The following is a 23,076-nucleotide window of genomic DNA, read 5'->3' on the forward strand; positions in this document are numbered from 1 at the left end:
TTCTTCAATTTATTGCAATGACTGCGCCCAGTCGCGCCAGTAGCGGCAGTGCTGCGCATTCAGCTGTTCCAGCGCCTGCGCCGTTTCGTGCCGCCAGTGGCGCAGCAAGGCTTTCTGACCGCTGACGCCCGCCCGCTCTGCGCACTCCGCGGGAGAGTGCCGCCGCTGCAGATGGCCGCGCAGTGCGGGCAGCGGCAGACTGCTGGCCAACAGCAACCGCTGCAACGCCCCCAGACTGGCCTCCAGCGGCCGATGCGCGAAAGCGAACCCGGCCAGCTCGCGCCAGTCCTCTTCGCCGAGCGACGTATCGCCATCGTCGCCCGGGATCGCCAGCGTAAGCGCGATACGCTGCCGCAGCCAGGGCCAGTCGCGCGCCAGATGCTTGTGCGCCGCGTGCCGCAGCGCCTCTCCTTGCTCGCTCAGGGGCAAGATCGCCATCGCGGTATAGCAGCCGCTGCTGGCCTCCGGTTTGCTGCCGATGCGCACCAGCTCGAAACCGCAGGATTGCCAAAAGCGCCACAGCGGCTCGGTATAGCCGAAGCTGACCGACAGGAAGTCCAGCCCCTGCGCCTGGCGGCGTTGCCGCTCGATCAACTGGCGCGCGATACCCCGCCGCCGCAATGCCGGCAGCGTTGCAATGCGGGTAATGCGCCGAGACCGCAGCGTCGGCGCCCACCATTGGCCACCATGCGCCGCCAACGACTGCGCCACCAGATTGCCGCGTGGCCGACGGCGGCCGGCCCACACGTCGTGCGCCAACTCGGCGCTCAATCCGCCCTCTTCCACCAGCCACACGGCGCCGACCACCTCCAAACCGGCCTGCGCCAGCCCGAAATGCATGCCGGGCGCATCCATCAGCCGGCGTAAATCCAGCGGTGAGGTGCGGTAATGCGCGCTGCTCAGCAGGGCGTAGAAACGCGCCAGCCGCTGCGGATCGGCGCACAGCTCGCGTTGTTCCGCCTGGCTGTAATCGATCGCCTGGCCATCCGCCGGCCAGGCGGGCAGCTCGTTGAACAACAGCGCATTGTCCGTTATCCGTTCCAGCGCATCCCCCTGCGCCCAACGCATCGGCTGCTGCAGGCTCAGCGCCTGATAGGCCGGCAGCCCGGCGCAAAACTTCAGCAGAAAACCGCGGCCGGTGCCTTCATAGCCCTGCACCGTGGTGGTCAGCAACACGCGCGGGAAATAGCCGATCAACTGCTGCAACAGCGGCGCGGGGATCGCCGCCGCCTCATCCACCAGCAGCCACCCCACGGCGCTGACGTCACCTTCCCGGCACTGCGCCAACAAGGCATCGGGCGCCCAAAACTGCGCGCGCCCCTGCGCCCATTCTCCGGCCACCGCCGTGGCGGCGCGGCTCGGCCCGGTGATCCAGCAGATCAGCGGCGACTGCGCCACCAGCATGCCCGCCAGCGTCGATTTGCCGCGGCCGCGGGCGGCGGTCAGCACCCACACGCCGGACTCGGCCTGCAGCAGCGCCGTCAAGATCGCCTGTTGTTCCTCGGTCGGCCGGCCATCGGGCGGCTGCCACCCTTCACGCGCCGGCAGCGCGGCCAGCGTCAGGGGCTCATCCTGCCGCCAGACAGTCACTTCGCTGTCGTCGGTCAGATGCTGCTGCAGATGGCGGATGAAATGCGGGGTGGTGATCGGCTGCGGGCAATCGCTCCAGCGCAGGCTGTCGCCGTCCGGCTGCTGAGCCCATTGCCGCCAGGGCGGCGTCAACAGCAGCAGCCAGCTGCCGGCGCGCAGGGCGCCGCACAGCGCCGCCAACGCCTCTACGTCCAGCGAATGACCGGCATCGAACACTGCGTGCAGCCGCTCCTGCCCCAGCAATTGACGCACCGCGCCGCTCGCCAACGCCGCCTGACCGGGCGGCGGATTCTCCCCGACCCAAGGCCAGTCGCCGGGCAACGTCGCCGCCAGCCGCTGCGCCTGTTCGCGGCACCACTCGGGTTCGCCGCTGAGCACCAGCAGGCGCCGGATGCCCTGCCGCCGCATGAGTTGTTGCGCTGCCTGTAGCATAAAGCTGTATCTCAATTCGAAAAAAATGCCGGAGTCAGGCTCCGGCACGTGAGGTGTTAACGGGATGCGAAGGTGTTGCAGGTATTGGGATCGCCGCTGTCGAAGCCCTGTTTAAACCAGGTGTAGCGCTGCTGCGAAGTGCCGTGGGTAAAGCTGTCCGGCACGACGCGGCCCTGGCTCTGTTGCTGCAACCGATCGTCGCCAATCGCCTGTGCGGCATTCAGCGCCGCCTGCAGGTCGCCCTCTTCCAGCATCTGCTGCTTCTCGGCGTATTTGCCCCATACGCCGGCAAAGCAGTCCGCCTGCAGCTCCATTTTCACCGACAGGCGGTTCACTTCCGCCTGGCTGGCGCCCTGCTGCATCTGGCGGACCTTCGGCTCGATGCCCAGCAGGTTCTGCACATGGTGGCCGACTTCGTGCGCCACCACATAAGCCTGAGCGAAATCACCGCCAGCGCCCAGCTTGGTCTTCATGTCCTGATAGAAAGACAGATCGATATACACCGTTCTGTCGCCCGGGCAGTAGAACGGCCCCATCGCCGCCTGACCGGTGCCGCAGCTGGTGCGCGTCACGCCGCGATACATCACCAGCTTCGGCGGTTGGTAGGTTTTGCCCATGCGCTGGAAAATCTCTTTCCAGTTATCTTCGGTCGAGGCCAGCACCACCGAAGTGAATTTGGCCAGCTCATCGTCTTTCGGACTGATGCTGGCGCTCTGTTGTTGACCCTGAGGAGCGACATTTCCGCCGTTCAACAGCGGCGACAGATCGATGCCGTAATAGCCGGCCACCAGCACCACCACCAGAATGACGATGCCGCCCTTGCCGCGCACCGGCACGCGGAAACCGCCGCCACCGCCGCCCAAACCTGAAGACTGCCCGCGACGATCCTCAACATTGTCACTTTCCCGACGCCCTTGCCAACGCATAAATACACTCCAGATATTTCCCCTGCTCGTTGAAGATGCCGCGCGTTGGTAAGCGCAAAGGCAGCTTCAAGCCTGAGTGGGATAGGTTTTAGTCATCTCGCATCCATCATTATAAATGGTCTGCCGCGGAGGAAATGTAGAAATTTTCTGGAAAAATGCAGAACAGCGGGACGATCCGGCCGGATCGCCCCGAATGGCGGTGCCAACGCTTAGTCGAGCTTCACGCCGATGCGGCGCGCCACTTCTTCGTAGGCTTCGATCAGGCCGCCCAGGCTTTGACGGAAGCGGTCTTTGTCCATCTTGTCCAGGGTGTTTTTGTCCCACAGACGGCTGCCGTCCGGCGAGAATTCATCGCCCAGCACCACTTCGCCGTTGAACAGGCCGAATTCCAGCTTGAAATCGACCAGGATCAGGCCGGCGTCGTCGAACAGCTTGGTCAATACTTCGTTGGCGCGGTAGCTCAGCTCACGCATGCGCGCCAGATGCTCTTTGCTCACCCAGCCGAAGGTTTCGCAGTAGGATTCGTTGACCATCGGATCGTGCATGGCGTCGTTTTTCAGGAACAGATCGAACAGCGGCGGGTTCAGCACCAGACCTTCTTCGATGCCCAGGCGCTTCACCAGCGAACCGGCGGCGCGGTTGCGGATCACGCATTCCACCGGCACCATGTCCAGCTTCTTCACCAGCACTTCGTTGTCGGACAGCAGACGCTCCATCTGGGTCGGGATGCCGGCTTCTTCCAGTTTGCTCATGATGAAATGGTTGAACTTGTTGTTCACCATGCCTTTGCGATCGAACTGCTCAATGCGCTGACCATCCAGTGCTGACGTATCGTTGCGGAACTCCAACACCAACAGATCGGGATTCTCGGTGGTGTAAACGGTTTTTGCCTTTCCGCGATACAGCTCAGCTAGCTTTTGCATCTTACTTACTCCAGTGATGTATCCCCGTTGTCTCCCGAGCGCGGCCCGAAATTAGGGGGTATAGAATTGACCTAATGAATTCTTTGGCGTGCCGGGCACTATTGTGCCAAACCTGCGACGCAAACGATACCGTATAGACAAAACAAAAAGGGGCCGAAGCCCCTTTTTGGTTATTTAACGCTGGTTTTACTGAAGGCAGACTGGAATGCCGCCACCAGTGCGTCGTTTTTCGACTGGGTGAGCGGTTTGCCTTTCGGATCGATGAATTGCAGGCTGGTGCGGTTGTTGAGATCGCCGACCTGCAGCTTGTAATCCCCTTCCGCCAGCTCAGGATCCTTGACGCCCAACGCATCCCAATCGCTGCTGCTCAGGGACTTGTAGGTCACGGCAACGGTGCCCTGCGGACGGCTGCGGTCACCCACTTTCATCCCCAGTTTTTCGAGCGCCGGCGGCAGGCGATCCCACACCACGGTATACGGGCCGCGCACGACCAGCATCGGCAGGCCGGTATCATCGGCGCCGCTCTGCACGTCCAGCGCGCCGAAGCGGCTGGCGGTCTGGCTGCTCGCCAGGTTGTCCTGCTTGTCCAGACCTTCGATCAGGGTGTTGATCATCATGCCGTTGTAACGCTGGATCTCAGACTGATCGGTGACCTGTTCGGTCTTGCCCTGCTGCTGCAGGCCAACGCTTTTCACCACCAGCGCCTGCTGGTAGCCTTGTTGCTGCACGCTGATCTGATAACGGCCTTCGTACTGGTTGTCTTCGTCCAGACGGTTCCACTTCACCCAGTCGGTGGTCAGGGTCTGACCGGCGTCCTGGCGGGAAGCGATCGCGATGTTCTTCGCCTGCAGCAGGCTGACGACGCGCGACCACAGGTTTTGGTTCTGCGGGCTGTTTTCCAGCAGCAGCGTGCCGCTGTCGCCGGCGTATTGCGCGCGAGAACCGCTCAGCAGCGCCAACGGCTGCACCGGCGGACGAATGTCCAGTTGCTTGCCGACGTTGCCTTGCAGCGTCGCGGCGGGCACGTCATAGTTGCCGCTCTGCACCGGCAGGATCATGCCGGACGGCGCGTTCAGCGCCTTGAGCGGAGCCGCGTCGAGGTAAGCCTCGTCGCCGCTGACCTGGCGCTTGTAGCGCTGATCGCTGCTGCAGGCCGCCAGCATCATCACCAAAGAGATGCCCACTACTTTTGCTACCGTCGACTTTTGCAATGAATAAGCCATCAAATTTCCTTTAGAGTTACAGCAAACCGACGCTTTTCAGCGCGCGCTCCACCACCGGGCGGGCGGTTTCGCTCAACGGCGTCATCGGCAGACGCAGCGTATCGGTTGCCATCAATCCCAACGCCTTACAGGCCCACTTCACCGGAATTGGGTTTGCTTCTACAAATAGATCCTGATGCAACGGCATCAAGCGCTGATTTAAGCGGCGCGCTTCGGCGAATTTGCCCTGCGCCGCCAGCGCACAAAGTTCCGCCATCTCGCGCGCAGCCACGTTGGCCGTCACGGAAATCACCCCTTTGCCGCCCAGTTGCATGAAGTCCAACCCGCTGGCGTCGTCGCCGCTCAGCAAAATGAAGTCTTCATCGTCAACCAGCACTTGGATCTGACTAACGCGACTTAAGTTCCCCGTCGCTTCTTTTACAGCAACAATATTCTTGATTTTCGCCAGCCGAGCGATGGTCGGCGGCAGCATGTCGCAGCCGGTGCGCGAAGGCACGTTATACAGGATCTGCGGCAGCTCGGTGCTCTCGGCGATCGCCTTGAAGTGCTGATACAGCCCTTCCTGCGTCGGCTTATTGTAGTACGGCGTCACCGTCAAACACCCCACCACGCCGGTGTTGGCGAAGCGGGTGGTGAGCGCGATGGCTTCGGCGGTAGCGTTGGCGCCGGTGCCGGCGATCACCGGGATGCGGCCGTCGGCCAGCTCCAGCGTCTGCAGCACCACGTCAACGTGCTCGTCATGGGCAAGCGTTGCGGACTCGCCGGTGGTCCCTACGGAAACGATCGCCGCGGTGCCACTGGCTACATGATAATCGATCAATTTTTTCAGGCTCGCGCGATCGACAGCACCTTTGTCGTCCATCGGCGTAACCAGTGCAACAATACTTCCCGTAAACATTGGCCGTCCCCTCCACAAACAAGTCACTCATGGTACTTTTGCTGCCTATCCAAAAGCAAGCGCACAACCGCGTTGTAAGCGCTTGGCAGGCGGTTTTTTTTATGTTTACCATGGTAACCCCATTAAGCACGACAGGAAGCGCCATTTTGCCTCAGTCAGACGAACACTATCTCGTGATTACCGCGCTCGGCGCCGACCGCCCCGGAATCGTCAATACCATCACCCGCCACGTCAGCAGTTGCGGATGCAATATCGAAGATAGCCGTCTGGCCATGCTGGGAGAGGAGTTCACGTTCATCATGCTGCTGTCCGGCAGCTGGAACGCCATCACCCTGATCGAATCCACCCTGCCGCAAAAAGGCGCGGAGCTGGAGCTGCTGATCGTGATGAAGCGCACAAACTCGCATGAAAGGCCGCCGATGCCGGCCACCGTGTGGGTTCAGGTCGAGGTGAAGGACTCGCCGCACATCATCGAACGTTTTACCGATCTGTTCGACTCCAGCCAGATGAATATCGCCGAGCTGGTCTCACGCACGCAGCCGGCGGACGGCGACCTGCCGCCGCAGCTGTATATTCAAATCACCGCCCACAGTTCCGGCGATCGGGACGCCTCAAATATTGAGCAAGCCTTCCATCGCCTATGTACAGAATTGAACGCGCAAGGCAGTATTAGCGTGGTGAACTATCCACAGCATGATGAGAAAGATGGAGAGTAGTGATGAGCCCATTGAAAGCCGGTGACACAGCGCCGAAATTTAGTTTGCCTGACCAGGACGGTGAGGAAATTAATTTGGCCGACTTCCAGGGACAGCGAGTATTGGTTTATTTCTATCCGAAGGCGATGACGCCGGGCTGCACCGTGCAAGCCTGCGGCCTGCGGGACAACATGGACGAATTGAAAAAGGCCGGCGTCGAAGTGCTGGGCATCAGCACCGACAAACCGGAAAAACTGTCGCGCTTCGCCGAAAAGGAGCTGCTCAACTTCACGCTGTTGTCTGATGAAGACCATCAGGTATCGCAACAGTTTGGCGTGTGGGGCGAGAAAACCTTCATGGGCAAGACCTATGACGGCATTCACCGCATCAGCTTCCTGATCGACGCCAAAGGCAAGATTGAAAAAGTGTTTGATGATTTCAAAACCACCAATCACCACGACATCGTTCTGAACTACCTGCAGCAGTAATTCTCACGAAGCGCAGCGGCCTGCTGCGCTTCGTCTCCTTCCGTCAGCCGGCCTTGTCCTCCACCTCGACCCGCAGCTCATCCGGCCAGGCGTGAATCACCGCCTTCACCAGCGTCGCCAGCGGTATGGCGAAAAACACGCCCCAGAAGCCCCACATGCCGCCGAACACAATCACCGACAGGATAATCACCAGCGGATGCAGGTTGACCGCCTCGGAGAACAGGATCGGCACCAACAGGTTGCCGTCCAGCCCCTGCACCACCAGATAGGCGACGATCAGCGTCCAGAAATCGGCGCCGACGCCCCACTGGAACAGCGCCACCACCACCACCGGTATGGTGACCAGCACCGCGCCGATATAGGGGATCAGCACCGAAAAACCCACCAGCACCGCCAGCAGCAGCGAGTAGCGCATGTCCAGCACGGCGAACACCAGGTAGGTCGCCACGCCGACAATCACCATCTCCAGCACCTTGCCGCGAATATAGTTGGTGATCTGCTGATTCATCTCGTTCCAGACCTGCCCCGCCAGACCGCGATTGCGCGGCAACACGCGGCGCACCGCGTTCAGCAGCTGCTCTTTGTCTTTCAACAGGAAGAACATCATCATCGGCACCAGGATCAGGTAGATAGCCAGCGTCAACAGGCCGACCAGCGACGCCAGCGAGAATTTCACCACCGATTCGCCCATGCCGGACAGCCGGCTGCGCAGATTTTCCGCCATCATGTCGATGATGCCGGCATCCACCAGCGCCGGATAACGCTTCGGCAGCGTCGCGGCAAAGTTATAGAACTGGTTGAGCATGCCCGGCAGATCGCTCATCAGATTGATGCCCTGCTGCCAGGCGGTCGGCGCGACGACGAACACCAGCAGCATGGCGACGCCCGCGAACACCAGCAGCATGATGCTCGCCGCCCAGGTGCGCGAACAGCCGATGCGCTGCAGGCGCGCGGTCGGCCACTCCAGCAGATACGCCAGCACGATGGCGACCAGCAGCGGGGTCAGAATGCCGTGCAGAAAATAGAGAATGAGGAAGCCGGCGACCAGGATCACCAGCAACGCGATAGCCTGTGGATCGGTGAAACGGCGGCGGTACCACTGTAATAGCATCTCCAGCATCAGAGCGGGCTCCTCGAGATTTGACGGGCGGGCATGGCGATTCCTGTGATGGGCCTGATTAAAGCATAGATAGAACGGCGCACGTGGGGGTGTGCAAAGCACTCAGAGTACTCAAAGTTCGCCATACATCAACAGCGATTTGGCTGAATTTATCGCGCGGGCAGGCGATCGGCGCAAAAATCCGCAGACGCCGCGTCAGAGTCGGTGAACGGCCCCGGGCGGGGCCGCAGAAGATTACAGCGAGGCACTGATGGAGAGCGGCGAACCGACCGCCAATGCGAACAACAACACACAGCCGATGGCGATCGCCGCCGCCAGATCATTTTTCATTGTCCTGTCCCTTGATGCGTAAACCGATTATCGCCACGAACTCTGTCGGTTCTTTACGTTGAAGGCCTCTGCCGATGCACCCCATTAAAAACCCCCGCCTAAGCGGGGGGAGAAAACGTTCTGGTGCATCAAGTATTACAAGGAGGTCATGAGGGATTGCTAACCCTAAATGACTATTTCAAGCTAGGATTATTCTCAGAGCATGGCAAGCGATCGCGTCGAGGTTCTCCGCACTTTGAGAAAAACCTCATAAAAAAATCCCGCACGGCAGCGGGATGAAGGGATGATAACGTCATAAATTTTTTATGCGGACAATGAGGCGGTATTGTCGTCATTTGGCGACAATACCGCGCCGCTCAGGCGGTCTCAAGGGAAATCTGACCGCCGTAAGGAAATCAGAATTTCGCCAACGCACGCGATCGTGAGCCATTCTGCAGCAACGAAAAGAAATGGGATTTTCGTCAGACCGCCGCCGTGTAAAAACCGGTAACATGGTCGTCATAATCCCAAATGCCGTCGGGGGAGAGATGAACAACAAGCCATTTGAATTTGATGAGGCGATCTGCCAGGCAATTGGGCGCGGCGTATGCGAAGTCGTGAAAATAGGGGATGAAATCAGCGTCTTCTCTCTGCTGGAAGCTATCGAGAGCTTCATCGAGCGGCAGGCGCTCAGCGAAAGTGAAGTCGCGGCGGCGGACGACGCGCTGGATTTAATCACCGGTTTGGTCCACCGCCAGTAGCGATGCGTTAACGAAAAGAAAAGGAATAGCATGACCATACCTTCCCCACTTGTCTGGCGGCGTGCGGACTATCTCGTCAGCACCGATCCCGCCCTGCTGGATCTCGATGCCATCCACGCTTTTCTGACCCGTTCCTCATGGGCCGAGGGAATCGATAAAGAAACCGTCCGCCAGTCCCTCACCCACAGCCTGTGCTTCGGTTTATATCACGAGGCCAGGCAGATCGGTTTCGCCCGGCTGGTCACCGATTACGCCACTTTCGGCTATCTGTGCGACGTGTACGTGCTGGAGACGCATCAAAAAAGCGGGCTGGGTCTGTGGCTGGCGGAATGCTGCCAGGCCCATCCGCTGATGGCGAAGCTGAGGCGAGTCATGCTGGTCACCAGCACCGCCCCCTGGCTCTATGAGAAAGTGGGCTATTCGGCCATCAACCACCCCGACTTTGTCTGGCAGATCGCCCGGCCGGACATCTACCGACGGTAAGGCTATTTCAGCGCCTGCTCGGCCAGCAGCCCGAGCGCGATGACGATCATCGCCGCACCGGAGATGCGCCCCACCCCCTTCGCTGCCTGCGGGCGCGTGCGCAGCACGGACTGTGAACCGAATCCCACCAGCAGATACACCAGGCCGCAGCTGATCAAATGCACGGCGCCCAACGCCAGCATCTGCATCGGCACCGACCACTCGGCCCGGGCGTCGGTAAACTGCGGCAACAGCGCCAGAAACAGCAGAAACACCTTGGGGTTCAGGCCGCTGACGCACACGCCCTTGCCGGCCCAGCGCAGCCAGGAATCGGAACGCTGATCCTCACCGGCGCCCGGCACCGGCGGATGCAGCAGCATATTGAAACCGATCCACAGCAGGTAAGCCGCCCCCAGCAAGGTGAGCGCCGTCAGCGCCAGCGGATTGCCGACCAGCAACGCGCCGACGCCCGCCACCACGATCGCAATCATCAGCAGGTGGCCGAACAACAAACCGGCGACGGCGGGCACCACCACCCGGCCGCGAATGCCCGCCGAGATCACGTAAGCCCAATCCATCCCCGGCGTGATCACCAACAGAATCGACACCGCCCAAAAAGCGGCGAACAGAGCGAGCGTCATGCCGGCGCCCTCTTAAACGCACAGCGCCGCACCGAACAGAGAACCATCGCGTTTTCCTCGTAGAATAAGTACGGCCCCCGCCTGCCGCGGCGGCCGTCAAAACCGTTCAACAGATGGCAAGAATATCCTCAAGGCGTTAAAATGTGCTTTCAATTACTTGCCTGAAATCGGCATAAACGGGGAAATTTTTCCAAATGGACAAGATTGATCGCAAGATTCTTGCTGAACTGCAGGCTGACGGCCGTTTGTCGGTGACCGAGTTGGCCGAGCGGATCGGTTTGAGCGTATCCCCCTGCCACCGCCGGGTGCGGGCATTAGAGGAGTCTGGAGTGATCAGGGGTTACCGCGCCCAGCTCGATCCCGGCAGCCTGGGCTACAACTTCTCTGCACTGGTGTTCGTCACCATGCGCGAAGGCGATCGCCGCGCCGTCGAAACCTTTGAAAACGCCATGGTGGACATTCCGCAAGTGGTGCAAGCGCAGCGGTTGTTTGGCGATCCCGACTATCTGCTGCACGTTATCGCCCGCGATCTGCCCGCCTTTCAGCAGCTTTACGACGAGAAGCTCTCCGCCCTGCCGGGCGTGCAGCGCCTGAGCTCCACGCTGGTGATGAAAACCGTGGTGCCGGAACGCTCGTTCCTGCCGCTGGGGAAATGACGACGGGAGCGTTGCCGCTCCCGTTTTTATCTTTTAAGGCACAATCACGAAATCCGGATTGGCGACGGCGAACAACGCCTCGCGGTCCGCCGCCGGTGGGTAAATCCACTGCGTGTTAATCTCCTGTTTAATCTTTTTGCCTTCCTGACGGGTAAAGCGCACCTGGCGCTGCCAGCCTTCGGTATACAGCGCGCCCCAGGGGCCAAGATCCAGACAGGTCACATACTTCGGCTGGCTATACGTGTGCGTCGGCAACCCCACCAACTCCGCCGCCGCATTGTGACCGGCGACGCGGCCGAGGCTCATCGCATGCTGGCAGGTCATCAGATTGTGGTTACCGAGATCGTCGGTCGCCGCTTTCACCGTATCGCCGGTCACGAAAATGCCCGCCGCCGCCGGCGCGCGCAGGAAGGCGTCGCCGATCACTCGGCCATTAGCGTCACGTTCGCCGGGGATTTGCTCGGTCAGCGGATGCGCACGCACGCCTGCCGCCAGGATCACCGTGTTGGCGGCGATACGCTCACCGTTCGACAGCATCACCCCCTCGGCATCGATAGCCGAAACGCGCAGGCCGGCTCGCGCTTCCACGCCGCACTCCGCCAGCGCCTGGCGAATCACCGTCCCCGGCTCCGCGCCCATTCCTGCACCCACTTCCGGGGCGCTATCGACGATCACCACGCGCACATTCTCGTTTTGCCCCAGCGCATCGCGCAGCCGCTGCGGCATCTCCGCGGCGCTCTCCAGCCCGGTCAGCCCCGCTCCCACCACCACGGCGGTGTTGCGCGCCGGCGTTGACGGTTTGGCCGCCAGCGCTTTGATATGAGCGCCCAAGCGCTGTGCGCTTTCCAGCGTATCGACGTTGAAACCGTATTCGGCAAAGCCCGGCACCGCAGGCACGGAAAGCCGACTGCCGGTGGCCCACACCAAACGATCGTAGACCAACTCAAGGGGTTCCCCCACCGCCGGCGCCACCCTGAGCGTTTTGGCGGCGGCGTCGATACGTTCCACCGTCCCGGCCAGGTGCCGCGCACCGACGGCGGTGAGCTGCGCGGAAATGTCGGGGTTCATGTTTTCCAGCACCGCTTCATACAGGCGTGGCCGGATGGTGACCGTTGGCGTCGGCGAAATCATCAGCACCTCGATATCGTCATGCTTACCGGCAAGGGTAATGGCGCGCATGGCGGACACGGCGGCCCAAAAACCGGCAAAACCGGAACCGGCAATCACTATTTTCTGCGTCATGGGATGACTCCTTCATACAGGGTTGACCGGGCGACGAGGCTGCCCGCAGTTTTTTCGGATGAACGGCGCCGTTCCGCTCCCGTCGCAGGGTGCAGAAGGACCGCCCGCCCCTTCCGAAGAGGCGGGAAAAAATGTGTTTTGTTTTAAGGAAAGGCGGAATCTAGGTCTTGGCGCGAGCCGTTTTGCCGCTGCGCGCGGTGCGTTCCGTCATGCGCTCGTCGAGCCAGATATTGACCTCGCCGAAGAAGCCCTGTGGCGCCTTGCGGCCAAAACGGGCAGCGACGTCGCCGAGGGTCTGCGCCGCCAGCGCATCGCGCATCGCCTTCTCCGCCTGCAGCATCACCGCATGGATAGCGCATTTGCCGGAGACCGCCCATTCCGGCGGGGAATCATCGAACACCGCACAGCGCCCGCGCACCTCCTGGCAATCGAACAGCGGCTTGTGCCCCTCGATGGCGTCGATAATCTCCAGAAAGCTGATCTCTTTCGCCGGACGGGCCAGCCGGTAACCGCCGCGCACCCCTTCACTGGCGGCGACGATGCCCGCCTTTTCCAGCTTAGGGAAAATCTTGGCCAGAAAGCTGGGGGAGATCCCTTGCAGTTCGGCGAGTTCGCGGCTGCTGAGCGCGCGCTGGTTATCGCCGACCAGCCACAGCAGGCAGTGGATGCCATATTCAACGCTGGTTGTGATGTACGCCATATGTCCGTTTTTGACCGTCAGTAAACCTTCAATAACGCAGACTATATGAGTCTGCGTTTATCTTGTCAATAAAACACAGACTAACTTTATCCGTGTTTTATTGAAGTTCCGTCTCGCTCCAGACGGAGAAAACGCCCTACGAAATGAAAAATAAAACTTTTTTGCCCGATTCGCCCCCGGCTAACGTTTCCTTGTCGCCTGCCGCTGACTATGATGTGATGATTGCCGTCGCGGCGGTTTGTGATCCGCCGCACTTTCACGCGGATCGCGCCGTGGGAATAAAGAACTCTTGTCTGCTGCTGACGTCTTAGAAATGATTATTTAAGGGAAACGCCTGACTATGACCAACCGGTTGACCAAAACCGCATTAGCGGTGCTGTTGCTCGGCACGTTGAACGCCACCGCCCTGGCGCCAGCACAGGCGGAAAGCCAGGACCAGTTGCCGGATATGGGCACCTCCGCCGGCGGCACCCTGAGCATCGGACAAGAGCTGGCGATGGGCGACTTCTACGTGCGCCAACTGCGCGCCAGCGCCCCGCTGATCAACGATCCGCTGCTGAGTCAATACATCAACCAACTGGGCAACCGGCTGGTGGCCAGCGCCTATTCGGTGCGCACGCCGTTCCATTTCTATCTGGTGCGCAACGACGAAATCAACGCCTTCGCCTTCTTCGGCGGCAACGTGGTGCTGCATTCCGCCCTGTTCCGCGTCAGCGACAACGAAAGCCAGCTGGCCTCGGTGCTGGCGCACGAAATCTCGCACGTCACCCAGCGCCACCTGGCGCGCGCAATGGAAGATCAGCAACGCAACGCCCCGTTGACCTGGGTGGGCGCGCTTGGTTCCATCCTGCTGGCGATGGCCAACCCGACCATGGGCATGGCGGCGCTGAGCGGCACCATGGCCGGTACCCAGCAGGGCATGATCAGCTTTACCCAATCGAACGAACAGGAAGCCGATCGCATCGGCATTCAGGTGCTGCAGCGCGCCGGTTTCGATCCGGAAGCGATGCCCGACTTCCTGCAGAAACTCTCGGATCAGTCGCGTTACGCCTCCAAGCCGCCGGAAATGCTGCTGACGCACCCGCTGCCGGACAGCCGTCTCTCCGACGCGCGCAACCGCGCCAACCAGATGCAGAAACACATCGTGCAGTCTTCGCAGGATTACCTGATGGCCAAGGTGCGCGCACTGGGCATGTACAGCTCGGAAGGCTATGGCCTGAATGAAGAGCTGCTCGGCTCGCTCAGCAAGGGGAACGTACGCGAACAGGCGGCCGCCAAATACGGCCGCGCCATCCTGTTCTATGAAGCGAAAAAATACGACGACGCGCGCAATATCATTCAACCGATGCTGGCGCAGGATGCGAAAAACGTCTGGCTGATTGACCTGATGACCGATATCGATCTCGGCCAGAAACGCGCGCCGCAGGCCATCGCCCGCCTGCAGGCGGCCAACGCCGCCCAGAACAACAACCCAGTGCTGCAACTCAACCTGGCCAATGCCTATGTCGAAGGCAACCAGCCGGCGCAGGCGTCGAAGATCCTGAACCGCTACACCTTTGCCCATCCGGACGATCCGAACGGCTGGGATCTGCTGGCGCAGGCCAGCGCCGCTCAGGGGCTGCGCGATGAAGAGCTGTCGGCCCGCGCCGAAAGCCTGGCGCTGAACGGCCGGCTCGATCAGGCTATCGGCCTGCTCAGCAATGCCAGCTCGCTGCAAAAACTCGGCAGCCTGAAACAGGCGCGCTACGATGCGCGCATCGACCAGCTGCGCCAACTGCAACAGCGCTTCCGCCAATACCAGCGCAGCTGATTCAACAAGGAATGAACGCCATGAAAAACGTCACGATTTACCACAACCCGCGCTGCTCCAAGAGCCGTGAAACCCTGGCGCTGCTGGAACAGCACGGCGTCGATCCCAAGGTGGTGCTGTACCTCGAAACGCCCCCTACGGTCGATGAGCTGAAAAAGCTGTTGAAGGAACTGGGCTTCACATCCGCGCGCGAGCTGATGCGCAAAAAAGAAGATCTGTACAAGGAATTGAAGCTGGCGGACGAAAGCCTGAGCGAAGAGCAGCTGCTGGCGGCGATGACGGCGAACCCGAAACTGATCGAACGCCCGATCGTGGTGAAAGGCAGCAAGGCGCGCATCGGCCGGCCGCCGGAGCAGGTGCTGGAGATTTTGTAATCGTCCGGCAAATCTCTTATTGAATCGCAAAATACCAATAGCCCTGAACAGGGCTATTTTTAATTAGTTGTTATATAAATACTTTTCATCATCACAGTCTTCTTCCGCTGCTATGCTGCGCAAACGCCAAATCTCTCGGTGAAACAGCCGTTGACAATCGTCAACACCCCACCTACCCTGATCGCATCACTGGACGAGCGATGAAAAAACACCCAGACAAGCACATTCAGGCGGCATTAGCTTACGCCCTTTCTCAGGGTTGGCATTTTCGGCCCAGCAAGGGGCACGCATTTGGCCGACTACATTGCGCCTTTGCCGGGCATCAAGAACATATGATGAGCATCTGGAGCACGCCAAAAAACCCAGAGGTACATGCCAAACAGATTCGGCGCAAAGTCGATCACTGCCTGGCGCTGTCGCAGAAAAAATAACCGGAGAATCACCATGACGCTCTATCATTTCTCATTGACGCTGGATGGGGTCACCGCCGATACCACCGGGCTGGAGGATGCATTGTATGCAGCGGGATGCGATGACGCGCTGATCTGTTTCTACGGTAAAGCCGTCTATCTCGAGTTTGATCGAGAAAGCGATAACTTTGCGCACGCGATTTGCAGCGCCATCAGCGATATTGAATCCGCAAATATTGGCGCCAAGGTGATATCGGTGGACTCCAGTCTGGTGGGATTAAGCGATATTGCCGAGCTCACTGAACTGTCGCGTCAGGCAATCACCATGCTAAAAGACGGGACTCGCGGCCCCGGCGGCTTCCCTTCCCCCATTCAACGGCTCGGCGGCGCCTCACCGCTGTGGCGCTGGGCTGACGTGGCGGCCTGGTTGGCACAGCAGGGGAAAATCGACCCACGGCTTGCAGACAATGCGCAGTGTCTGGAACATATCAATCTCGCTTTGCAACTGCGAAGCGATCGGCAACGCCAGCAGGTTGAGCACTACTGCTCCCTGCTGGAACACGCGGAAAAATAGGCAGATTAGCCCGTTACAGCCCCAGGATCTCTTTAACGAACGGGATGGTGAGCTTGCGTTGGGCGGTGATCGAGGCGCGATCGAGTTGATCGAGGGTCATAAACAGCGTGCGCATCTCGCGATCCAGCCGTTTCAACAGGAAGCGGCCCACGTCTTCCGGCAGCTCGAAGCCGCGCAGTTTGCCGCGCAGCTGCAGCGCCAGCAATTTCTCTTCGTCCGACAGCGGCTGCAACTTGTAGATCTGCCCCCAGTCCAGGCGCGAAGCCAGATCCGGTAAACGCAGGTTCAGCTGACGCGGCGGACGATCCCCGGTGATGAACAAACGGGTGCGGCCGGTTTCCAGGATGCGGTTGTAGAGGTTGAAGATCGCCATCTCCCACTCTTCGTCGCCGGCGATGCATTCGATATTGTCGATGCAGACCAGCGCCAGCTGCTCCATGCCGTCCAACACTTCAGGCACGAAGTAGGCGCGCTTGTCGAGCGGCACATAGCCCACCGCTTCACCTTTCTGCGAAAGCTCGGCGCAGGCCGCATGCAGCAGATGGCTGCGCCCGCCGCCTTCACGCGACCAGAAATAGATATAGCTGCCATGTTCCTGACGGACGGCGGATTGGATCGCGGCTAATAGGGATGGGTTCTCGCCCGGATAAAAACTGGCGAAAGTTTCATCATCGGGAAGATAAAGTGGCAGTGAAAGCTGTGCCGGCGTATTCAGAGAAGCACCTCAACCAAAACTGGCAGAAAAACGTGGGCAGTTTAACACAGAAAACGGGCGCTGTTGAACCGGCAGGATCTTATGCCGCAATAGTGAACAATGCCTAAGCGCCGCTTGATTGGCGGCGGCGCCCGCCGAGGCAAGAATTATCCGATATCATTCCCTAACTCCATGCCTGCGCAGGTTAAATTTGTAATTTAAGTAAAATCTGACCTAGTATAGGTAAGCTAAATGCAATCACCATCAACAAGGTTTCTGCAAGGATATAGACGATGAAAGTATGGAATAAAGTGCTGTTGGCCTCCTTTATCGGGTTGTTGGTTGCCGGCTGTGATGACTCCTCCAAGGTTGACGCCAACCTGGATAAAGCCAAAGACAGCGCCGAGCAGATGAAAGACGCCGCCCAGAAAAAAGCGGACGATCTGACGGACAAAGCGAAAGCGACGGCGGATGAAATCAAAAAAGAGGCCGCCACTCAGGCGGATCAGCTGAAAGACAAAGCTTCGGCGATTAAAGAAGACGCCGCCAAGCAGGCGGACGCCATCACCAACGACGCCAAGGCCAAAGCCGCCGCGATCAAAGACGACGCAGGCAAACAGAGCCAGCAGTTGGTGGATCAGGCCAAGGCCATCAAAAACGACGCCATCAACGGCGCCAACGATCTGACCGAGCAGGCCAAGGCGAAGACCGAAGCCATCAAGAACAGCGCCGAAAACAAAGCGCAAGAGTTGAAACAAGAGACCGATGCGGCGGTGAACGGCAATACTCAGCCGGCCACCCAGCAGTAAGCTATTCTCAGCCACCAAAGAAAGGAGCAGTAAATGGGGATTATTTCCTGGATTATCTTCGGCCTGATCGCCGGTATTTTGGCTAAGTGGATCATGCCCGGCAAAGACGGCGGCGGCTTTATTCTGACCGTCGTGCTGGGGATCATCGGCGCCGTGGTCGGCGGCTATATCAGCACCTTCTTCGGCTACGGCAAGGTTGACGGCTTCAACTTCGGCAGCTTCGTGGTAGCGGTTATCGGCGCCATCGTGGTGCTGTTCGTGTACCGCAAAATTCGCAGCTAAGGCGAATGCCATAAGTCAAAAGGGCAGCCCCTGGACTGCCCTTTTCGTTACTTCTGCTCCGCCGATTCGTCCGGCGCGTCAAGCACCTCTTCTTCCTTGCGGAACAGGCTGATGACCTTGAACAGCAGGCTCAGGCCAATGCCGACGATGGTCGCCAGCGCCATGCCTTTCAGCTCCGCCGCGCCGATGTGCACCTTGGCGCCGCTCACGCCGATGATCAGGATCACCGAGGTCAAAATCAGGTTCTGCGCTTTGTTGTAATCCACTTTGGATTCGATCAGCACGCGAATGCCCGAAGCGCCGATCACACCGTACAGCAGCAGCGAAACGCCGCCCATCACCGGCACCGGCACCGCCTGGATCGCCGCCGCCAGCTTACCGATGCAGGACAACAGGATCGCCAGCACCGCCGCGCCGCCGATCACCCAGGTGCTGTAGACCTTGGTAATGGCCATCACGCCAATGTTCTCGCCGTAGGTGGTGTTCGGCGTGGAGCCGAAGAAGCCGGAGAATACCGTCGAGATGCCGTTGGCGAACATCGAGCGGTGCAGGCCAGGATCGCGGATCAGGTCTTTTTTCACGATGTTGGCGGTCACCACCAGGTGGCCGACGTGCTCGGCGATCACCACCAGCGCCGCCGGCAGAATGGTGAAGATGGCGAACCACTCAAAGCGCGGGGTGTAGAAGGTCGGCAGCGCGAACCAGTGCGCCTCGCGGATCGGGGTCAAATCCACCACGCCCATGAAGAACGACAGCGCATAGCCCACCAGCACGCCGATCAGGATCGGGATAATCGCCAGGAAGCCGCGGAACAGTACTGAACCGAGCACCGTGACCGCCAGCGTCACCAGCGAAATGGTGATGGTGGTCGAGTCGGCGCTGGCGCCTTCCGCCGGCAGCAGCCCCGCCATATTGGCCGCCACGCCCGCCAACTCCAGGCCGATAACGGCGACGATCGCCCCCATCGCCGCCGGTGGGAACATCACGTCCAGCCAGCCGGTGCCGGCCTTTTTCACGATCAGCGCCACCAGGCAGAACAGCACGCCGCACATGATGAAACCGCCCAACGCCACTTCATAACCGAGCGGCAACAGCAGCAGCACCGGCGAGATAAACGCGAAGCTGGAACCGAGGTAGGCCGGGATCTTGCCTTTACAGATGAACAGATACAGCAGCGTGCCGATGCCGTTGAACAACAGTACGGTCGCCGGGTTGATCTTGAACAGGATAGGCACCAGCACGGTGGCGCCGAACATGGCGAACAGGTGCTGGAAGCTGAGCGGAATGGTCTGGAGCAGCGGCGGGCGCTCGCTGACGCCGATGGCGCGACGGGTCATGTGTGCTTTTCCTCGGTTTATTGGTTTTATAGGTTTTAGTCAAAAAAAAGCCGACTCGTTAAGTCGGCTCAAATGTTTACTTGGTACCAAATATCTTGTCGCCCGCATCGCCCAAGCCAGGCACGATATAGCCCTTGTCGTTCAGACACTGATCGATGGAGGCAGTGTACAGCTCAACGTCCGGATGCGCTTTCTCCAGCGCGGCGATGCCTTCCGGCGCCGCGACCAGAACCAGCACCTTGATGCTGTGGCAGCCGGCTTTCTTCAGCAGATCGATAGTGGCGATCATCGAACCGCCGGTGGCCAGCATCGGGTCGACGACCAGCGCCATGCGCTCTTCGATGTTGGAAACAAGTTTCTGGAAGTACGGCACCGGCTCCAGGGTTTCTTCGTCGCGGTATACGCCCACCACGCTGATGCGCGCGCTCGGCACGTGCTCCAGCACCCCTTCCATCATGCCCAGACCTGCGCGCAGGATTGGCACGACGGTAATCTTTTTCCCTTTGATCTGATCCACTTCAACTGGCCCGCACCAGCCTTCGATGGTGACTTTTTCCGTCTCCAGATCGGCGGTCGCTTCATAGGTCAGTAAACTACCCACTTCTGAGGCCAGCTCACGGAAGCGTTTGGTGCTGATGTCATTTTCGCGCATCAGGCCAAGCTTGTGTTTTACCAGCGGGTGTTTCACCTCAACGATCTTCATCATTTTTCTCCTATTAAGGTGGTTGCGGCCAAAAAAATCGCGGGATTATACCTCCTTTTTTTCGCCGCGCCACCCACAATAGCCCGATCGGGATCAACAAAAGTTTGAATATCAGTATAGATGACGAAAAAGCGGAGCCGGTTCACAAGCCGCTCGCAAACGTTTGCCTGCGCTGTTAGAATTGCCGCGCCTTATTCCGGAATCAACATCGGAAGCACAGTTTTCAAACCGCAAATCGTCGTGGGGAATCGCGCAGTGACCGACAAAACCTCTCTCAGCTATAAAGACGCAGGTGTCGATATCGATGCAGGCAACGCATTGGTAGATCGCATCAAAGGTGTAGTTAAACAGACCCGTCGCCCGGAAGTGATGGGCGGTCTGGGCGGGTTTGGTGCCCTGTGTGCGTTGCCGCAGAAATACCGCGAGCCGGTGCTGGTTTCCGGTACCGACGGCGTGGGCACCAAGCTGCGTCTGGCGATGGATCTGAAACGCCACGACACCATCGGCATCGATCTGGTGGCGATGTGCGTCAACGATCTGGTGGTTCAGGGCGCCGAGCCGCTGTTCTTCCTCGACTACTACGCCACCGGCAAGCTGGACGTAGACACTGCGGCCAGCGTGATCACCGGCATCGCCGAGGGCTGCAAACAGTCCGGCTGTGCGCTGGTGGGCGGCGAAACCGCTGAAATGCCGGGCATGTACCACGGCGAAGACTACGACGTGGCCGGTTTCTGCGTCGGCGTGGTCGAAAAATCCGAGATCATCGACGGCAGCAAAGTGCAGTCCGGCGATGCGCTGATCGCCCTGGGCGCTTCTGGCCCGCACTCCAACGGCTACTCGCTGGTGCGCAAAATCCTGGAAGTGAGCAACACCGATCCGACCGCCACTCAGCTGGAAGGCAAACCGCTGGCCGACCACCTGCTGGCGCCGACCAAGATTTACGTGAAGTCCGTGCTGGAGCTGATCGAGAAGGCTGACGTACACGCCATCGCTCACCTCACCGGCGGCGGCTTCTGGGAAAATATTCCACGCGTGCTGCCGGAAGGCATGCAGGCGGTGATCGACGAAGCCAGCTGGCAGTGGCCGGCGGTGTTCACCTGGCTGCAGCAGGCCGGCAACGTCAGCCGTCATGAAATGTACCGCACCTTCAACTGCGGCGTAGGCATGGTCATCGCCCTGCCGGAAGCCGAAGTGGAAACGGCCATCGCGCTGCTGACCGCGGCAGGTGAAAAAGCGTGGAAAATCGGTAAACTGACCGCCTCTTCCGACGAACAACAAGTGGTCATCAACTGATGAAAAAGATCGTGGTGTTGGTCTCCGGCCAGGGGAGCAATCTCCAGGCGCTGATTGACGCCTGCCAGCAGGGCCGCATCGCCGCCGAGATCGTGGCGGTATTCAGCAACAAGGCGCAGGCTTACGGCCTGCTACGCGCCGAAGCGGCGGGCATCGCCGCCCAGGCGCTGGATGCCAAGGCTTACGCCGATCGCACGGCGTTCGACGCCGCGCTGGCGGACGCCATCGACCAGTACCAGCCCGATCTGGTGGTGCTGGCCGGCTACATGCGTATCCTCAGCCCGCAGTTCGTGCAGCGCTATGCCGGCCGCATGCTGAACATCCACCCTTCCCTGCTGCCGAAATACCCGGGGCTGCATACGCATCGTCAGGCCATCGACAACGGCGACAGCGAACACGGCACCTCGGTGCACTTCGTGACCGAACAGCTCGACGGCGGCCCGGTGATTTTACAGGCCAAGGTGCCGATTTTCGCTGACGATGAAGAGGATGACGTGGTTGAACGGGTGCAAACCCAGGAACACACGATCTATCCACTGGTGGTGAGCTGGTTCGTCGACGGCCGCCTGGCGATGCGCGACGGCGCCGCCTGGCTGGACGGCGAACGCCTGCCGGCGCAGGGCCACGCTGCCGACTGATGCGACGCAGTCTGAACCTTGCCTAAACGGCGCCCACGCGGCGCCGTTTTTTTTCGCCTTCATCCATTCTGTGAAGTTATACTTTGCACAATTTCACGGCACAGAGGAGCCCACATGTCCAGCACTGCCAGCGTCAGGTTACGCCCATTGGAACGGGACGATCTGTCGTTCGTCCACCAGATGGACAACAACGCCAGCGTTATGCGCTATTGGTTTGAAGAACCCTACGAAGCCTTTGTCGAACTTTCCGATCTCTACGACAAACACATCCACGATCAGAGCGAGCGCCGCTTTATCATCGAGCACGAAGGCGCCAAGGTCGGCCTGGTGGAACTGGTGGAGATCGATCACATCCACCGCCGCGCAGAATTCCAGATCATCATCGATCCCGCCCACCAGGGCAAAGGCTACGCCAGCACCGCCGCCCGCCTGGCGATGGACTACGGCTTCTCGGTGCTGAACCTGTACAAGCTGTACCTGATCGTCGACAAGGAGAACCCGAAGGCGATCCACATCTACAGCAAGCTGGGCTTTAACGTGGAAGGCGAGCTGATCGACGAGTTCTTCGTCAACGGCGAATACCGCACCGTGCTGCGCATGTGCATCTTCCAGCCGCAATATCTGGCGAAGTTCAAAACGCCCAATGATAAGCCGCTGGTGAAGTGACGCTTAGCGAGAAAAAGAGAAAACCCGCCCAGGCGGGTTTTTTATTGGCAAATAAGCGACTAGTATCAAGGCATGCTATTTTATCGTCAGGAAATAGCCTGATGAATACGAAAGTAAATAATATTCCTCAAGATAATTAATCGGAAAATAATTAATAGTAAGAATTACCCTCTACCTCTACAAAGGAAAAATGCCATGACGACCGTCTCAAACCTGCTGCTTTTTATCGGCCTGGCGATGCTCGCCATCGCCGCCGGCCTGAATACCTATAGCGGCTACGCGCCTGCAGATCCCAATAGCACCCCGCTGTTTTCCCCGCTCTGGTGGACGCGCTGGTTCCCGATCTATGCCTCGGGCGCTGCGTTGTTGTTGGTAGGGGTAGTGTTGCGAGTTTCGGGGCGGGGACGATAAAAAACAGAA

The 23,076-nt window shown here is 59.7% G+C and carries 27 protein-coding genes; 15 read left to right on the forward strand and 12 right to left on the reverse strand.

Going from position 1 to position 23,076, the window contains the following annotated elements; translation table 11 throughout:
- Positions 1-9: 9 nt before the first annotated feature.
- From J9788_RS18460 to dapA, 5 genes are all read right to left on the reverse strand, one after another.
- Positions 10-2,022 carry a tRNA(Met) cytidine acetyltransferase TmcA gene (locus tag J9788_RS18460; RefSeq protein WP_182265506.1) on the reverse strand — a complete coding sequence of 671 codons (2,013 nt, stop codon included), beginning with the start codon at positions 2,020-2,022 and terminating at the stop codon, positions 10-12.
- A gap of 56 nt (positions 2,023-2,078) precedes the next feature.
- Entirely contained in the window at positions 2,079-2,948 is an 870-nt protein-coding gene (locus tag J9788_RS18465) for a neutral zinc metallopeptidase (protein WP_033644002.1), read from the reverse strand.
- A gap of 209 nt (positions 2,949-3,157) precedes the next feature.
- Positions 3,158-3,871, reverse strand: coding sequence for a phosphoribosylaminoimidazolesuccinocarboxamide synthase (purC, locus tag J9788_RS18470; RefSeq protein WP_033644003.1), 714 nt, complete (start codon positions 3,869-3,871; stop codon positions 3,158-3,160).
- Between the two features lie 170 nt (positions 3,872-4,041).
- A complete protein-coding gene (gene bamC, locus J9788_RS18475; RefSeq protein ID WP_094142295.1) occupies positions 4,042-5,094 on the reverse strand; it encodes an outer membrane protein assembly factor BamC in 1,053 nt (350 codons plus the stop codon).
- Between the two features lie 16 nt (positions 5,095-5,110).
- Positions 5,111-5,992: a 4-hydroxy-tetrahydrodipicolinate synthase gene (dapA, locus tag J9788_RS18480; protein WP_033644005.1), complete on the reverse strand. Its 882-nt coding sequence runs from the start codon at positions 5,990-5,992 to the stop codon at positions 5,111-5,113.
- A gap of 110 nt (positions 5,993-6,102) precedes the next feature.
- Between dapA and J9788_RS18485 the strand changes: the two genes are divergently transcribed.
- Positions 6,103-6,708, forward strand: a complete 606-nt coding sequence (locus tag J9788_RS18485) for a glycine cleavage system transcriptional repressor (protein WP_369795937.1) — start codon at positions 6,103-6,105, stop codon at positions 6,706-6,708.
- A gap of 2 nt (positions 6,709-6,710) precedes the next feature.
- Positions 6,711-7,175: a thioredoxin-dependent thiol peroxidase gene (gene bcp / locus J9788_RS18490; RefSeq protein WP_033635500.1), complete on the forward strand. Its 465-nt coding sequence runs from the start codon at positions 6,711-6,713 to the stop codon at positions 7,173-7,175.
- Between the two features lie 43 nt (positions 7,176-7,218).
- Here bcp and J9788_RS18495 read toward each other — a convergent pair whose 3' ends face one another.
- Complete coding sequence (locus tag J9788_RS18495) at positions 7,219-8,295, reverse strand: AI-2E family transporter (RefSeq protein ID WP_033644006.1); 1,077 nt, start codon at positions 8,293-8,295, stop codon at positions 7,219-7,221.
- An 857-nt stretch (positions 8,296-9,152) separates the two neighbouring features.
- On the opposite strand from J9788_RS18495, the gene J9788_RS18500 reads away from it, so the two are divergent.
- A complete protein-coding gene (locus tag J9788_RS18500; RefSeq protein ID WP_046897412.1) occupies positions 9,153-9,365 on the forward strand; it encodes a hypothetical protein in 213 nt (70 codons plus the stop codon).
- Between the two features lie 30 nt (positions 9,366-9,395).
- Positions 9,396-9,848 carry a GNAT family N-acetyltransferase gene (locus J9788_RS18505; RefSeq protein WP_046897411.1) on the forward strand — a complete coding sequence of 151 codons (453 nt, stop codon included), beginning with the start codon at positions 9,396-9,398 and terminating at the stop codon, positions 9,846-9,848.
- 2 nt (positions 9,849-9,850) lie between these two features.
- On the opposite strand, the gene J9788_RS18510 is transcribed toward J9788_RS18505, so the two are convergent.
- Positions 9,851-10,468 carry a LysE family translocator gene (locus J9788_RS18510; RefSeq protein WP_033651530.1) on the reverse strand — a complete coding sequence of 206 codons (618 nt, stop codon included), beginning with the start codon at positions 10,466-10,468 and terminating at the stop codon, positions 9,851-9,853.
- A gap of 194 nt (positions 10,469-10,662) precedes the next feature.
- Here J9788_RS18510 and J9788_RS18515 point away from each other — a divergent pair, with 194 nt between their 5' ends.
- On the forward strand, positions 10,663-11,124 hold the full coding sequence (locus J9788_RS18515) for an Lrp/AsnC family transcriptional regulator (RefSeq protein ID WP_004941672.1): 462 nt from the start codon (positions 10,663-10,665) through the stop codon (positions 11,122-11,124).
- 33 nt (positions 11,125-11,157) lie between these two features.
- On the opposite strand, the gene J9788_RS18520 is transcribed toward J9788_RS18515, so the two are convergent.
- Together J9788_RS18520 and J9788_RS18525 are read right to left on the reverse strand one after the other, a co-directional pair.
- Positions 11,158-12,366, reverse strand: a complete 1,209-nt coding sequence (locus J9788_RS18520) for an NAD(P)/FAD-dependent oxidoreductase (protein WP_182265507.1) — start codon at positions 12,364-12,366, stop codon at positions 11,158-11,160.
- A 160-nt stretch (positions 12,367-12,526) separates the two neighbouring features.
- Positions 12,527-13,066 (reverse strand): Rrf2 family transcriptional regulator, encoded by a 540-nt coding sequence (locus J9788_RS18525; RefSeq protein ID WP_033644016.1) that lies wholly within the window; start codon positions 13,064-13,066, stop codon positions 12,527-12,529.
- 340 nt (positions 13,067-13,406) lie between these two features.
- Here J9788_RS18525 and J9788_RS18530 point away from each other — a divergent pair, with 340 nt between their 5' ends.
- The 4 genes from J9788_RS18530 to J9788_RS18545 all read left to right on the forward strand — a co-directional run bounded on the left by J9788_RS18530 (position 13,407) and on the right by J9788_RS18545 (position 16,234).
- Positions 13,407-14,876: a M48 family metallopeptidase gene (locus J9788_RS18530; protein ID WP_033651532.1), complete on the forward strand. Its 1,470-nt coding sequence runs from the start codon at positions 13,407-13,409 to the stop codon at positions 14,874-14,876.
- 20 nt (positions 14,877-14,896) lie between these two features.
- Positions 14,897-15,250, forward strand: coding sequence for an arsenate reductase (glutaredoxin) (arsC, locus tag J9788_RS18535; RefSeq protein WP_033644018.1), 354 nt, complete (start codon positions 14,897-14,899; stop codon positions 15,248-15,250).
- Positions 15,251-15,450: 200 nt separating this feature from the next.
- On the forward strand, positions 15,451-15,681 hold the full coding sequence (locus J9788_RS18540; protein WP_033644019.1) for a hypothetical protein: 231 nt from the start codon (positions 15,451-15,453) through the stop codon (positions 15,679-15,681).
- A gap of 13 nt (positions 15,682-15,694) precedes the next feature.
- Entirely contained in the window at positions 15,695-16,234 is a 540-nt protein-coding gene (locus J9788_RS18545; RefSeq protein WP_182265508.1) for an AlpA family transcriptional regulator, read from the forward strand.
- A 13-nt stretch (positions 16,235-16,247) separates the two neighbouring features.
- Here the strand turns inward: J9788_RS18545 and hda are convergent, their stop codons facing one another.
- Positions 16,248-16,949 carry a DnaA inactivator Hda gene (gene hda / locus J9788_RS18550; protein WP_025159568.1) on the reverse strand — a complete coding sequence of 234 codons (702 nt, stop codon included), beginning with the start codon at positions 16,947-16,949 and terminating at the stop codon, positions 16,248-16,250.
- Between the two features lie 272 nt (positions 16,950-17,221).
- On the opposite strand from hda, the gene J9788_RS18555 reads away from it, so the two are divergent.
- Together J9788_RS18555 and J9788_RS18560 are read left to right on the forward strand one after the other, a co-directional pair.
- Positions 17,222-17,737: a hypothetical protein gene (locus J9788_RS18555; RefSeq protein ID WP_016926729.1), complete on the forward strand. Its 516-nt coding sequence runs from the start codon at positions 17,222-17,224 to the stop codon at positions 17,735-17,737.
- A gap of 33 nt (positions 17,738-17,770) precedes the next feature.
- Complete coding sequence (locus J9788_RS18560) at positions 17,771-18,019, forward strand: GlsB/YeaQ/YmgE family stress response membrane protein (protein ID WP_016926728.1); 249 nt, start codon at positions 17,771-17,773, stop codon at positions 18,017-18,019.
- Positions 18,020-18,066: 47 nt separating this feature from the next.
- Here the strand turns inward: J9788_RS18560 and uraA are convergent, their stop codons facing one another.
- The gene (gene uraA / locus J9788_RS18565) at positions 18,067-19,356 is read right to left on the reverse strand and encodes a uracil permease (RefSeq protein WP_033651534.1); all 1,290 of its coding nucleotides are present in this window, start codon (positions 19,354-19,356) and stop codon (positions 18,067-18,069) included.
- 76 nt (positions 19,357-19,432) lie between these two features.
- Positions 19,433-20,059 carry a uracil phosphoribosyltransferase gene (gene upp / locus J9788_RS18570; protein WP_004941642.1) on the reverse strand — a complete coding sequence of 209 codons (627 nt, stop codon included), beginning with the start codon at positions 20,057-20,059 and terminating at the stop codon, positions 19,433-19,435.
- A gap of 255 nt (positions 20,060-20,314) precedes the next feature.
- Here upp and purM point away from each other — a divergent pair, with 255 nt between their 5' ends.
- The 4 genes from purM to J9788_RS18590 all read left to right on the forward strand — a co-directional run bounded on the left by purM (position 20,315) and on the right by J9788_RS18590 (position 23,067).
- Positions 20,315-21,352: a phosphoribosylformylglycinamidine cyclo-ligase gene (gene purM, locus J9788_RS18575; protein ID WP_033632401.1), complete on the forward strand. Its 1,038-nt coding sequence runs from the start codon at positions 20,315-20,317 to the stop codon at positions 21,350-21,352.
- Positions 21,352-21,990: a phosphoribosylglycinamide formyltransferase gene (gene purN, locus J9788_RS18580; protein ID WP_182265509.1), complete on the forward strand. Its 639-nt coding sequence runs from the start codon at positions 21,352-21,354 to the stop codon at positions 21,988-21,990. Before purM ends, purN begins: the two co-directional genes overlap by 1 nt.
- A gap of 114 nt (positions 21,991-22,104) precedes the next feature.
- A complete protein-coding gene (gene speG / locus J9788_RS18585) occupies positions 22,105-22,656 on the forward strand; it encodes a spermidine N1-acetyltransferase (protein WP_004941631.1) in 552 nt (183 codons plus the stop codon).
- A gap of 195 nt (positions 22,657-22,851) precedes the next feature.
- Positions 22,852-23,067 carry a hypothetical protein gene (locus J9788_RS18590; protein ID WP_046897407.1) on the forward strand — a complete coding sequence of 72 codons (216 nt, stop codon included), beginning with the start codon at positions 22,852-22,854 and terminating at the stop codon, positions 23,065-23,067.
- Positions 23,068-23,076: the final 9 nt, after the last annotated feature.

Origin of the sequence: Serratia sp. X10, assembly GCF_017811775.1 — a bacterium.
GTDB classification, from domain to species: Bacteria; Pseudomonadota; Gammaproteobacteria; order Enterobacterales; family Enterobacteriaceae; genus Serratia; species Serratia ureilytica.

What these genes read in the sequence shown, in the direction of transcription:
- J9788_RS18460 (WP_182265506.1), bottom strand. Translation starts at nt 2,022, where the DNA reads ATGCTACAGGCAGCGCAACAACTCATGCGGCGGCAGGGCATCCGGCGC.
- J9788_RS18465 (WP_033644002.1), bottom strand. Translation starts at nt 2,948, where the DNA reads ATGCGTTGGCAAGGGCGTCGGGAAAGTGACAATGTTGAGGATCGTCGC.
- purC (WP_033644003.1), bottom strand. Translation starts at nt 3,871, where the DNA reads ATGCAAAAGCTAGCTGAGCTGTATCGCGGAAAGGCAAAAACCGTTTAC.
- bamC (WP_094142295.1), bottom strand. Translation starts at nt 5,094, where the DNA reads ATGGCTTATTCATTGCAAAAGTCGACGGTAGCAAAAGTAGTGGGCATC.
- dapA (WP_033644005.1), bottom strand. Translation starts at nt 5,992, where the DNA reads ATGTTTACGGGAAGTATTGTTGCACTGGTTACGCCGATGGACGACAAA.
- J9788_RS18485 (WP_369795937.1), top strand. Translation starts at nt 6,103, where the DNA reads ATGGTAACCCCATTAAGCACGACAGGAAGCGCCATTTTGCCTCAGTCA.
- bcp (WP_033635500.1), top strand. Translation starts at nt 6,711, where the DNA reads ATGAGCCCATTGAAAGCCGGTGACACAGCGCCGAAATTTAGTTTGCCT.
- J9788_RS18495 (WP_033644006.1), bottom strand. Translation starts at nt 8,295, where the DNA reads ATGCTGGAGATGCTATTACAGTGGTACCGCCGCCGTTTCACCGATCCA.
- J9788_RS18500 (WP_046897412.1), top strand. Translation starts at nt 9,153, where the DNA reads ATGAACAACAAGCCATTTGAATTTGATGAGGCGATCTGCCAGGCAATT.
- J9788_RS18505 (WP_046897411.1), top strand. Translation starts at nt 9,396, where the DNA reads ATGACCATACCTTCCCCACTTGTCTGGCGGCGTGCGGACTATCTCGTC.
- J9788_RS18510 (WP_033651530.1), bottom strand. Translation starts at nt 10,468, where the DNA reads ATGACGCTCGCTCTGTTCGCCGCTTTTTGGGCGGTGTCGATTCTGTTG.
- J9788_RS18515 (WP_004941672.1), top strand. Translation starts at nt 10,663, where the DNA reads ATGGACAAGATTGATCGCAAGATTCTTGCTGAACTGCAGGCTGACGGC.
- J9788_RS18520 (WP_182265507.1), bottom strand. Translation starts at nt 12,366, where the DNA reads ATGACGCAGAAAATAGTGATTGCCGGTTCCGGTTTTGCCGGTTTTTGG.
- J9788_RS18525 (WP_033644016.1), bottom strand. Translation starts at nt 13,066, where the DNA reads ATGGCGTACATCACAACCAGCGTTGAATATGGCATCCACTGCCTGCTG.
- J9788_RS18530 (WP_033651532.1), top strand. Translation starts at nt 13,407, where the DNA reads ATGACCAACCGGTTGACCAAAACCGCATTAGCGGTGCTGTTGCTCGGC.
- arsC (WP_033644018.1), top strand. Translation starts at nt 14,897, where the DNA reads ATGAAAAACGTCACGATTTACCACAACCCGCGCTGCTCCAAGAGCCGT.
- J9788_RS18540 (WP_033644019.1), top strand. Translation starts at nt 15,451, where the DNA reads ATGAAAAAACACCCAGACAAGCACATTCAGGCGGCATTAGCTTACGCC.
- J9788_RS18545 (WP_182265508.1), top strand. Translation starts at nt 15,695, where the DNA reads ATGACGCTCTATCATTTCTCATTGACGCTGGATGGGGTCACCGCCGAT.
- J9788_RS18555 (WP_016926729.1), top strand. Translation starts at nt 17,222, where the DNA reads ATGAAAGTATGGAATAAAGTGCTGTTGGCCTCCTTTATCGGGTTGTTG.
- J9788_RS18560 (WP_016926728.1), top strand. Translation starts at nt 17,771, where the DNA reads ATGGGGATTATTTCCTGGATTATCTTCGGCCTGATCGCCGGTATTTTG.
- uraA (WP_033651534.1), bottom strand. Translation starts at nt 19,356, where the DNA reads ATGACCCGTCGCGCCATCGGCGTCAGCGAGCGCCCGCCGCTGCTCCAG.
- upp (WP_004941642.1), bottom strand. Translation starts at nt 20,059, where the DNA reads ATGAAGATCGTTGAGGTGAAACACCCGCTGGTAAAACACAAGCTTGGC.
- purN (WP_182265509.1), top strand. Translation starts at nt 21,352, where the DNA reads ATGAAAAAGATCGTGGTGTTGGTCTCCGGCCAGGGGAGCAATCTCCAG.
- speG (WP_004941631.1), top strand. Translation starts at nt 22,105, where the DNA reads ATGTCCAGCACTGCCAGCGTCAGGTTACGCCCATTGGAACGGGACGAT.
- J9788_RS18590 (WP_046897407.1), top strand. Translation starts at nt 22,852, where the DNA reads ATGACGACCGTCTCAAACCTGCTGCTTTTTATCGGCCTGGCGATGCTC.